Raw genomic sequence first — 11,387 nt, forward strand, 5'->3', positions numbered from 1 at the left:
ACGTAGAATTTTACTTCAAAAGAGATGGCATAAGGAGGAAAAGGTGGCAAAATTATATTTTAAATATGGTGCAATGGGAAGTTCAAAGACAGCCAATGCGCTGATGACCAGATACAATTTCATAGAAAAGGGGAAAAAGGCTTTACTGATAAAGCCAGATATCGAAACCCGTGATGATATTAAAAAGATCAAGTCAAGAGTAGGACTTGAGGCTGAGTGCATCTTATTTTCCCAGCTTAAGGGCTTTGAACCGGAAGAAATAAAGGGATATGATGTAATCATAGTAGATGAAGCTCAATTTCTTATGGAATCAGACATTGATTTTTTAGCATACATCGTTGACAACTATAATATCACCGTATTTTGTTATGGCCTTAGAACTGATTTTACTTCCCATCTCTTTCCAGGCTCCACTCGCCTCTTAGAGCTGGCTGATGAGGTGGAGGAATTAAAGACAGCCTGCTGGTGCGGCAATAATGCAATTATGAACGCCAGGCTCGATCAGAATGGAAACATTCTTAGAAATGGGGAGCAGATACTTCTGGGAGCAAATGATAAGTATGTTTCTCTTTGCAGGAAGCATTATAATGAAAATAAAATAAGAGAAGATATATAAAGATACTTTGAACTTGTTAGAGATGGACCGGCAGAAAAATACGAATTCTGCCGGTTTTTATAATATGTGTTCATTTATTAGAAAAAACTTATTAAAACCTATAAAAAAGGTAAATGTTGACTTTAAACCAATAAATGGATACAATATATTTGTAAGGATGGTGGACATGGAAATAGTAAAAAAGGTACAGGCTAAGGAACATATCGCGGATATTTTAAGAAAAGAAATTCTTTTCAACCGATTTCACGACGGGGATGAGCTGGTACAGGAGATTGTTTCAGAACAGCTGGGAGTGTCAAGAATGCCTGTAAGAGAGGCGTTTCAGATCCTGGAGCTGGAGGGGTTTCTCATCAGACTGCCTAACCGCCATATGGTAGTGAAAGGAATTACTGAAAAAAGTATTTATGAAATTTTTTTGTTCATTCACTCGATACAAGTTGGATTTATCAATGAGATGCTTTTAAAAAAAGAAAGCTGGTTTGGTAAATTTCAAGAAATGTTACAGATGTTTCTAAGAAAAGAGATTAATGAAGTCATGCTTCACAGCTTTTTTAGCGAAGAACTGGATAATGGGTATCTTCATCGCCTACACAACAATCTATTACAGATTTATATGACGTTTGTTTTATATGATCTAAATGTTTCCGGCGCTGAGGAATTAAACTTATGGGAAGATGTTGAAAAGGCAATGTACCTAAAAGACAGGAATCAGGTTGAGAAACTGTTTGAGTCCTATTTTTTATATCTTGCAAAAGCAATGACAGAAAAGGTGTTGATAAATGAATCTAAATAAAATAAAATTAATGCCTGCCAGAGAACAGGCGGCATCTACCTTGAGAAAAGCAATTTTAGCCAAAGAACTGGAGACAGGAGCAACCATCACTCTGGATGAGATATCGAAACAGCTGGGCATATCCATTACCCCTGTAAGAGAAGCGTTTCAGATTCTTGCTGGTGAGGGGCTGATAAAATTACGGCCCAACAAAGGTGCCATGATTCTGGGAATCAATGAAAAAGACATCAGAGACCACTATGAAACACGACGTATACTGGAAAGTGAAATCATTTATAAAGTTTGTAAAAACAATTCGGATATAACAAAAGTATTGGAAGCGTTTGCCCATGCGCAGAAAGCATTAAAATCCAATGATTACAGCGAATATTCCAAATATAATCAGTCCTTCCATTATGAGATATGGACTGCCGGCGGAAATGATAAGATAAGATCATTGCTTTCTTCCATGTGGAACGGATTATCCATGGGCAATAATGTGGGAGTAGAAGAGTATGCCCAGATTTCCATGAGAGAGCATACACAGATTGTGGAAGCTCTGAAAAGTAGAGATGCAGAGCTGTCTAAAAGACTAATGAGTGAACATATTATGAGGAGTATGGAAAACATGCTGACTCATTATAAAATATAATAACCTTGAAATATAAGGATACCTGGATTAGATACTTCTATGAAAGGTTTCTTTTTTTTGCTATTTTACATAACAATTCGGAAATGTTCTGTGAAAAACAGCTAAAATGTATAAAAATATTGACAAGATGGAGTTAAAGGAAGATTCTACCAATCATCTGCTGATGCATGCCATTGGGGCCAATGTATCCGGGCAGATCGGATCTGTGGTAGCCGGAGGCGTCATCTTAAACCTTATGGCCCAGTATTTAAGTTAGGAGGGATTATAGTTTGGAAAATTTTATAATAACCCTGGAAATTATGGGAAAAGGAATGGCAGCAATCTTTGTTGTCCTTGGTCTTCTGGCTCTGATCACTGTATTGCTGAATAAGATTTTTAAATAATTTGTATAAAATGCACAAAGTATACAGCTGAAAATCATATATTAATACTATTGTACATAAATTAAATTCATTATAAGATGTTATTACAAATTGGATACAATATAAAATATTAAATATATTATATCAAAATAATTTCTGCCAAGAATCACACGTGTTTGTTTTTCAAGTTTTAAAAGGTCTATTTTTACTAAAAGGAGGACATTATTATGGCAAAACAGGAGTCACTGGAGCTGTTAAAAAACCGGATTGCAGGTTTTGTTGATCTTGTGGGAAAGAAACTTCCCGAAGATGTAACAGTAAAATTGAAGGAACTCAAAGACGAAGAAGAGATGCCTATGGCTAAGATGATTTATGAAGCCATGGAGAAGAATCAAAAGCAGGCGTGGGAATTAAACCGACCGTCCTGCCAGGATACAGGATTGATTCAGATGTTTGTAAGGGTGGGTACTAGCTTCCCTTATGCAGATGAATTAAAGGTGATTCTTAAAGAAGCGGTTGCTAAAGCTACTAAAGAAGCTCCGCTGCGTCATAACACGGTAGAAACCTTTGATGAAGTGAATACCGGAACAAACGTGGGAACAGATTCTCCGTGGATTTACTGGGATATCTTACCAGGAAGTGATAAATTAGAGCTAGATGTCTATATGGCTGGTGGCGGCTGTTCCCTTCCAGGCCAGGGTAAGACCCTTATGCCAGGAGAAGGCTATGAAGGAGTTGTGAAATTTGTTCTTGATGTGATGACCTCCTATGGGCTGAACGCTTGCCCACCCCTTTTAGTGGGAATTGGTATTGGTACTTCTATTGATTCAGCTGCTTATATGGCAAAAAAAGCTCTGATGCGCCCGGTTGGAAGCCACAATGAGAATCCAAAAGCTGCAGAATTGGAAGATGAGCTTGTAAAGGCTATTGACTCTATTGGTCTGGGACCTCAGGGACTTACAGGAACAAAATCAGTTATGGGCGTGAATATTGTAAACTCCGCCCGCCACCCATCAGTTTTATCCTGTGCAGTTAATCTTGGCTGCTGGGCTCACCGCAGAGGAACAATTGTATTTAACAGTGATTTAAGCTATGATTCAGTTACACATAAGGAGGTACAATTATGAAAAAGATACTGACCACACCAATTTCTGATGAGGATTTAAAAGATATAAAAATTGGAGATGTGATTTATTTAAACGGTCACATTGTAACCTGCCGTGATGTGGCACATAGAAGACTGATCGAACTCGGAAGAGAGTTGCCTGTAGATTTAAAGGGAGGCGCAATCTTTCATGCAGGCCCCATTGTCCGCAAAAAAGACGGAGAAGAGAATAAATTCGAAATGGTCTCCATCGGACCAACTACCAGCATGAGAATGGAGAAATTTGAAAAAGAATTTATAGATCAAACAGGTGTTAAGCTGATTGTAGGAAAAGGCGGAATGGGTCCTAATACAGAAGCTGGCTGTAAAGAGAACAAGGCACTTCATTGCGTATTTCCAGCAGGTTGTGCAGTAAATGCAGCAACTTGTGTAGAAGAAATTGAAGAATATCATTGGGAAGATCTAGGAATGCCTGAAACTCTGTGGGTATGCCGGGTAAAAGAATTCGGTCCTCTGATTGTATCCATTGATTCTGAAGGGAGTAATATCTTTGAGCAGAATAAGATTGAATTCAATAAGCGTAAAGATGCCGCACTGGAAGAACTGTATACTAAGGTTCATTATATAAAATAAGAAACTGAATTAATTTATTCTATTATATGGGAGATACATTGGAGGAGGATTATGCTGACCTTTTTGGCTTTAGCAATGATCGTAACGTTTATCGTATTGCTTTCAAAAAAGAAGTTGTCCGTGTTTACAGCTCTTACTCTTGTACCGCTGATCTTTGGTGTCATTGCGGTAATTGTAAATGGTGACAATCTTATTGACTTATTCGGTTGGATTAAAGATGGAATTTTCTTTAAACAAAATCCCGAAACCGGAAAGATATCCTGGGGTGTAATATCACCTGGTATTACAATACTTTTTTCCATTCTGTTTTTTGACTTAATGCTAAATGTAGGTTTGTTTGACCCGGTTGCTGAATTTTTCATCAAAAAGGCGAAAGGAGATCCCTTAAAGGTTACTTTATCTACGGTTATGGTAGCCAGTGTGGTTGCATTAAATGGTGATACAACAACTACAATCATCATTTGTCTTGCGGCATTTAGAAGTCTTTATAAACAATTAAACTTAAAATTAAGTTACCTGGCAATTATCATAGTAGCGCCTATTGGTATCTGGAATCAGCTTCCATGGGGAGGACCTACGATAGCAGCAGCCACTGCAATTGGGGTTGAGTTAAATGAGTTATTCGCCAATCTTCTTCCAGGATTGCTTGTAGCCCAGGTTGTGGTCATAATAATTGCAGGTTATCTTGGGTTAAAAGAACGGAAAAGACTTAATTATGTGACTGCAAAAGCAGGAGAAGTAACTGAGGAACATTTAAATGAGATGCTTTCTGCTATCCGTGAGAAAGATCCTGAACTGAAACGTCCAAAACTTTACTGGTTCAATTTATTATTAACTGGTGTAGCTATTTTCGTATTAATTAAGGGATATGTTCATGGTTCAGTCGTATTTATGATTGCATTCTCTATTGCTCTGGTTGTCAATTACCGCTCGGTAAAAGAGTGTAATGAGCGAATGGAAGACCTCGCTGCAGACGCGCTTCCTACAACTCTTGCAACCCTTGGAGCAGGTATTTTCTCTGGAGTACTTTCCGGAAGTGGAATGGCAACGGCTTTAGCCAATTCTGTAGCAGGTATCGTTCCAACCGCTCTCGGTTCTCACATGGCGCCGGTTTATGCGCTCATAGCAGCTCCAGCTATTTGCTTTCTGCCTCAGGACGCGTTCTATTTTGGTATCTCCTCTGTAATGAGCAATGTCATGGGTCAGTTCGGAATTACTCCCATGCAGGCAGCAGTTGCTTCCATGACAGGTCAGGCATTCCGTCTGATTAGCCCGGTAATTCCCGCGCTCTATCTGCTGTGCGGTGAAACAGAGCAGAACTTTGTAGATTTCCAAAAAGAATACGTAAAGTATTTCTGGGTTGTATTTGTAACATACTTAGTGGTCTATGGCATAAGCGGTGCTCTTCCCTATTAATAGAGCTGCTTGTTCCTGCGCAAAACAAATTTTTAATATTATTATCTATAAAAATTATTAGACATCGTGGCATCAGGATAATCATCCTGGTGCCATTTTTTAATGAAATTATAACAACTGAAAAGTTCTTCACACATTTTCAATATTCCTGCATATTCTGAATCATATGATAAAAATGCCAAAGGAATTACAAAGCAATGCGAAGAGAAAAAAAGTTGCATAAATGTTCACTGGATATCATGATGTGTAGTCATTACAGAGAATCATCAAAGGAAAGAGGGAGTATTGCAGCCCAAATGAAAGGAATCTTATATTACAACCGAACCATTAAAAAGGAGCCTGAAATCACAAAGCAAGTCTCAAAAGCCGCCAGAGAAGCTGGGATGAGCATGGCGGGGACTGAATGCAGGATCAAATCAAGAAAATCTTATCTAAAGAAGATACGGAGAAAGAGCGGGCCAAAGGCAAGCAGATATGAGGTAAAGGATATCTTAAGATATACCTATACCGCTTCCGGAGAAGAACTGGTAGAAAAAATCTCAAAAGTGATTGAGCTGTACACTGATTCAGGTTATAATACGCTTGAGATAAAAAATTACTGGCTTGACAGGCAGAATCCCTACAATGGAATCAACACCATTATGCGGTCCCCTGATGGACTGACTTTTGAACTCCAGTACCACACTCCTGAGAGTTTTGAGATAAAAAATGGGAAGATGCATGAACTATACGAAAAACAAAGGCCTATGAGAGATGTAAGCAGCAAAGAGTACATAGAATTGGGTGACAAGATGTTTGAACTCTCTGATTCTATGGAAATTCCGAAGGGCATAGAAAAGGTGAAAACTCATGAATGAAATCAGATTTTTGAAATTGACCGATTATGAAAACCAGGGAACTGTAATCAAGCAGGAAGGAAGGCAGTTCTTTGGTTATGAGCAAGGCTCATGGGTTAGACGCGGCCTCTCCCTCGGATATTTTTATCCGGATGCTCCGGAATTTGACTGCTATGAAGTGATTACAGAAATAGAGGCTTTAAAACTATTAAATGGGGAATAGTACGTTTATCTTTGAGGATGACCGTACATTCCCCATTTATTTTTGTAATTCTAATAATAGCAGGACAAGCCTTCCATATCATTTGTTCTTAAAAATGTTCCAAAATCATGTCTTTATAGGGATTTCTTAAAACCTCCAAATAACTTTATAACATTATACTTTAATATTTTGGGAATGATAGAGCTATGGCAAGTCAGAACTAAGCCATATAGGTAAAAGTGACAAAAAGTGATAAAAATTTTCATTTATTTTCCAGTATATAAACAGTTGCAAATAAAAAGATACAGTGCTATACTCTGATATAGTTAATTAGCTAATTATTAATCAGCTAACGGAAAGGGGAGGATTAAATGAAACCAGTAGGCGGAACTGAGGACGAACACATGGAAAACCCTCATTCCAAGCGGAGAAGTGTAATGCACAGCTATATGAAGACCATGAAATTGCACCGCTGCATTCTGGAGATGCGTTTAAAATATACCGGTGTCTATCGCAGCCAGCATCAGATATTAATGATACTGGCAGACCATACCAATGTATCACAAAAGGAACTGGCGGAGCGCCTGTATGTATCAACTGCCACCATAGCGGTGACAGTAAAGAAGTTAGAAAAGGGAGGATATATTACCCGGATTGTTGATCAGAATGATAATCGTATCAACAAACTTTGCCTGACGGAAGAAGGCAGGCATATGGTCAAGATCAGCAGGGAATTTTTTAAGAATGTAGAGTCCCAGATGTTTCGTGATTTTTCAGAAGATGAATTGACTGTCATGGAACAATTTATGAATCGAATTTACAAAAATTTAACTGAAATTCCTATGGATAAGGATATGACAGAAAGAGAGGATTGATTGCTTGAAGAAATATTGGAAATATATAAAACCCTATCTTGCGGCATTTATACTGGCTCCCATCTTGATGCTTACAGAGGTTTTAGGAGAAATTATACTCCCTAAGCTCACTTCTATGATCATTAACAACGGTGTCGCCGGCAGAGATATCGGTTATATCATGCGGGCAGGAGGCATCATGATAGGAATTGCCGCGGTGATGGCTTTGGGAGGAATCGGAGGAGCTTATTTTTCCGCTAAGGCCTCCATTAGTTTTAGTACGGATTTAAGAAGAGACATTTTTCATAAGGTCCAGCAGTTTTCCTTTAAGAATATTGATGATTTCAGTACTGGATCACTCATTACCCGATTGACCAATGATATTCAGCAGATACAGAATGTTATCATGATGAGCCTTCGTCTTTTGTTTCGTGCACCTGGTATGCTGATCGGCGGTCTGATCATGGCATATTTAATGAATCCTCAGCTGGTAATGATACTGCTTGTGGTAATTCCTCTGCTTTTGATTGCAATTGCAATTATACTAAAAGTGGCTTATCCCCGCTTCCAGGCAATGCAAAAGAAGATCGACCGGTTAAATTCAGGTGTTCAGGAAGCCCTTACCAATGTCCGGGTCATCAAGTCATTTGTTCGGGAAGATTTTGAAAAAGAGAAATTCAGCGATACCAACCGGGATTTAAAGGAAGGCAGCCTTGCAGCCATGCAGGTGGTAATTACAGCCTTTCCAGTCATGATGCTGGCTATGAATATCACGACCATTGCCGTAGTTTGGTATGGGGGTAATTTAATTATTGCAGGAAAGATGCCGGTAGGTGATTTAACTGCATTTACAATTTATATTGTACAGATATTAATGTCCCTTATGATGCTGTCCATGGTGTTTTTACAGGCGTCACGTGCCATGGCCTCCTTAAAACGTGTCAATGAAGTTCTGAATACAGAGATTGATTTATCCGATGAAGACGCGGCATATAAATCTGCTACCGTAGCAGAGGGCAGAGTTGAATTTAAGGATGTCAGCTTCCAGTATCTTAAAGGTAAGGAAGATATGGTCTTAAAGAAAATAAGTTTTACTGCCGAACCGGGAGAGACTATCGGTATTATCGGGTCTACAGGAAGCGGTAAAACGTCTCTGGTTCAGATGATTCCAAGACTTTATGACGCTGATGAGGGTAAAGTGCTGGTGGATGGAATCGATGTGAAGGATTATACTCTTAGAAATCTAAGAGAAAGCGTTGCCATGGTTTTACAGCAGAATGTCTTATTCTCAGGTACCATAGAAGAGAACTTAAGGTGGGGAGACGAGAGTGCCACCATGGAAGATATTATAGAGATGGCTGAAAGCGCCCAGGCCAACGGGTTTATTACAAACTTCAAAGATGGATATGAGACCGATCTTGGGCAAGGCGGCTCCAATGTATCCGGTGGACAAAAACAAAGGCTTTGTATTGCCAGAGCCCTGTTAAAGAGACCTAAAATACTCATTTTAGATGACAGCACCTCAGCCGTGGATACGGCAACAGAAGCTAAAATACGAGAATGCTTTCAGACGACCTTAAAGGATACGACAAAATTTATTATAGCTCAAAGAATTGGTTCCGTAGAAAAAGCAGATAAGATAATTGTGTTAGATGAAGGGGAAATCGTTGGCATGGGATCACACGAAGACTTAATGGAATCTTGTGAGGCATATCAGGAGATTTACTATTCCCAGAGAGACCGGAAAGAGGAGGTAGGCGCGTAAATGGATAATGCACAAAGAATCGAAAGTTTAAAACGGCGTTATGGACGATCTCTGCCTCCCACAAAACATAAAGGCGGCATGGGCGGGAAGAAAATGATGAAGACTGGAGCGCCAAAGAATACAAAAGGCACCATCAAACGGCTCCTGTCCTATTTAAATGAATACAAATTAAGAATGGGTGCGGCTCTTTTCGCCGTTGTGGTTGGAACCCTGGCACAGCTTTCAGGAGCCTACATGCTAAGGCCTATCATCAATCAGTTCATTGCACCGCCCGATGGAAGTCCAGGTGATGTACCTGGTCTATTAAGAGGAATCCTGTTAATGGCAGGAGTAATGCTGATCGGTGTAGCGGCAAACTACGTACAGGCCAGGCTTATGCTGACCGTTGCCCAGAATGCTCTGCAGAAAATAAGAGAAGATCTCTTTGGCAAAATGCAGACATTGCCGGTACGGTTTTATGACACCAATAATAATGGTGATCTTATCAGCCGTTTCAGCAACGATGTGGATACCATTGGACAGATGTTAAGCTCTACCCTGGTCCAGCTTTTTTCAGGAGCACTTAGTATTGTAGGAACTCTGCTTCTTATGATATACACCAATATCTGGCTGACCCTTGTAACTGTTGTCCTTGTTCCTATTATGATCAATGCGGGTAAGGCAATCGCAATGAGAAGCCAGAAATACTTCTCAGCCCAGCAGGCTTCTTTAGGAGCTGTAAACGGATATATTGAAGAGACGATCAGCGGCCAGAAGGTAGTAAAGGTGTTCTGTCATGAAGATGTGGCAGAAGAAGAATTTGAAATCTTAAACGAAGATTTAAGAAATAACATGATTCATGCTCAGTTTTTTGGCGGAGTGATTATGCCTGTTATGGGAAATCTAAGTCAGCTTAACTACATTCTGACTGCATGCGTAGGTGGGCTCTTATGCGTGCTTCGTGGCTTCGATGTGGGAGGTCTCACCGTATTTTTATCCTTCTCCAGACAATTCAGCCGTCCAATCAATGAAATATCCATGCAGCTTAGCAATGTTTTCTCTGCACTTGCAGGAGCTGAGCGTGTGTTTGCCATCATGGATGAAGAGCCGGAACCAGCGGATGACAAGGATGCTGAGGTTTTAGAGCCTATGAAAGGTTTTGTAGAGTTAAAGAACGTTACCTTCGGATATAACCCGGATAAGGTGATACTAAAAGACATCAGTCTCTATGCAAAACCCGGCCAGAAGATTGCCTTTGTAGGGTCGACAGGAGCCGGAAAAACGACCATCACCAATCTGGTTAATCGGTTTTACGATATTCAGGGCGGTGAAATAACCATTGACGGCAAGAATATCCGTCATTTAAAAAAGGAGAATCTGCGCCAGAATATTGCCATGGTTCTTCAGGATACTCATTTATTTACCGGAACCGTTATGGAAAATATCCGTTACGGAAGACTGGATGCTACCGATGAAGAAGTCATAGAAGCTGCAAAAACAGCTTCCGCTTATTCGTTTATCATGCGGCTTCCCTCTGGCTTCGACACGGTGCTAGATGGAGATGGAGCAAATTTAAGCCAGGGACAGAGGCAGCTTTTAAACATAGCGCGAGCATCTATTTCAAAGGCACCAATTCTTATCCTTGACGAAGCTACCAGCTCCGTAGATACCAGAACAGAAAAGCATATTGAAACAGGAATGGACCGGTTGATGGCCGATCGTACCACCTTTATCATCGCTCATCGTTTGTCAACCGTACGAAATTCCAATGCTATTATGGTACTGGAAAACGGTGAGATCATTGAGCGGGGAGATCACGATGATTTATTGGCTCAAAAAGGACGGTATTACCAACTTTATACAGGAGCAGTAGAACTGGATTAATCCAGTTAGTACTGTCTGACATCAGGAGCATGGACATAATTTTACCATGCTCCTGATTTTTTATTTAGCTGGAAATTACGGCATATTACATAAAAGCCTTACCAGTCAGGAAACACAGGACATAAATAAAGAAAAATTATCAATAACGCATCAGCAGATCAACGATGAGCCACGTCAAGCCAGGCTATCAATTTTTAAAGAAAATAAGTGTTTTTAAGAAAAAAGGAATAGAAAAATTAGTATGAAATAAAATATAATGGTAAGATAGGAAGAATAGTGTCAATTTTTGATATTAGATTTTTCGTTGTTTC

The 11,387-nt window shown here is 39.6% G+C and carries 12 protein-coding genes; all 12 read left to right on the forward strand.

Annotated elements, in window-relative coordinates:
- Positions 1-43 precede the first annotated feature (43 nt).
- The 12 genes from T546_RS0101855 (at position 44) to T546_RS0101915 (ending at position 11,076) form a co-directional block, all read left to right on the forward strand.
- Positions 44-616: a thymidine kinase gene (locus T546_RS0101855; protein ID WP_026890156.1), complete on the forward strand. Its 573-nt coding sequence runs from the start codon at positions 44-46 to the stop codon at positions 614-616.
- A 166-nt stretch (positions 617-782) separates the two neighbouring features.
- Positions 783-1,409 (forward strand): GntR family transcriptional regulator, encoded by a 627-nt coding sequence (locus T546_RS0101860; RefSeq protein ID WP_166429787.1) that lies wholly within the window; start codon positions 783-785, stop codon positions 1,407-1,409.
- Positions 1,396-2,040 (forward strand): GntR family transcriptional regulator, encoded by a 645-nt coding sequence (locus T546_RS0101865; protein WP_026890158.1) that lies wholly within the window; start codon positions 1,396-1,398, stop codon positions 2,038-2,040. The genes T546_RS0101860 and T546_RS0101865 overlap by 14 nt, the downstream gene beginning before the upstream one ends.
- Positions 2,041-2,146: 106 nt before the next feature.
- Positions 2,147-2,296, forward strand: a complete 150-nt coding sequence (locus tag T546_RS24910) for a sodium ion-translocating decarboxylase subunit beta (RefSeq protein ID WP_084326065.1) — start codon at positions 2,147-2,149, stop codon at positions 2,294-2,296.
- A 333-nt stretch (positions 2,297-2,629) separates the two neighbouring features.
- On the forward strand, positions 2,630-3,529 hold the full coding sequence (gene ttdA / locus T546_RS0101880) for a L(+)-tartrate dehydratase subunit alpha (protein ID WP_026890159.1): 900 nt from the start codon (positions 2,630-2,632) through the stop codon (positions 3,527-3,529).
- The gene (gene ttdB / locus T546_RS0101885; RefSeq protein ID WP_034597447.1) at positions 3,526-4,140 is read left to right on the forward strand and encodes a L(+)-tartrate dehydratase subunit beta; all 615 of its coding nucleotides are present in this window, start codon (positions 3,526-3,528) and stop codon (positions 4,138-4,140) included. The genes ttdA and ttdB overlap by 4 nt, the downstream gene beginning before the upstream one ends.
- 33 nt (positions 4,141-4,173) lie before the next feature.
- Positions 4,174-5,556 carry a CitMHS family transporter gene (locus T546_RS0101890; protein WP_330371847.1) on the forward strand — a complete coding sequence of 461 codons (1,383 nt, stop codon included), beginning with the start codon at positions 4,174-4,176 and terminating at the stop codon, positions 5,554-5,556.
- Positions 5,557-5,852: 296 nt separating this feature from the next.
- The gene (locus T546_RS0101895; protein ID WP_166429788.1) at positions 5,853-6,413 is read left to right on the forward strand and encodes a hypothetical protein; all 561 of its coding nucleotides are present in this window, start codon (positions 5,853-5,855) and stop codon (positions 6,411-6,413) included.
- Positions 6,406-6,615: a hypothetical protein gene (locus T546_RS0101900; protein WP_026890163.1), complete on the forward strand. Its 210-nt coding sequence runs from the start codon at positions 6,406-6,408 to the stop codon at positions 6,613-6,615. The genes T546_RS0101895 and T546_RS0101900 overlap by 8 nt, the downstream gene beginning before the upstream one ends.
- Before the next feature lie 350 nt (positions 6,616-6,965).
- Positions 6,966-7,469 carry a MarR family winged helix-turn-helix transcriptional regulator gene (locus T546_RS0101905; RefSeq protein ID WP_084326067.1) on the forward strand — a complete coding sequence of 168 codons (504 nt, stop codon included), beginning with the start codon at positions 6,966-6,968 and terminating at the stop codon, positions 7,467-7,469.
- A 4-nt stretch (positions 7,470-7,473) separates the two neighbouring features.
- Positions 7,474-9,213 (forward strand): ABC transporter ATP-binding protein, encoded by a 1,740-nt coding sequence (locus tag T546_RS0101910; protein ID WP_026890165.1) that lies wholly within the window; start codon positions 7,474-7,476, stop codon positions 9,211-9,213.
- On the forward strand, positions 9,214-11,076 hold the full coding sequence (locus tag T546_RS0101915) for an ABC transporter ATP-binding protein (RefSeq protein WP_026890166.1): 1,863 nt from the start codon (positions 9,214-9,216) through the stop codon (positions 11,074-11,076). It abuts the gene before it with no gap.
- The last annotated feature ends 311 nt before the right edge of the window (positions 11,077-11,387 follow it).

The organism is [Clostridium] aerotolerans DSM 5434 (assembly GCF_000687555.1).
GTDB lineage: Bacteria > Bacillota > Clostridia > Lachnospirales > Lachnospiraceae > Lacrimispora > Lacrimispora aerotolerans.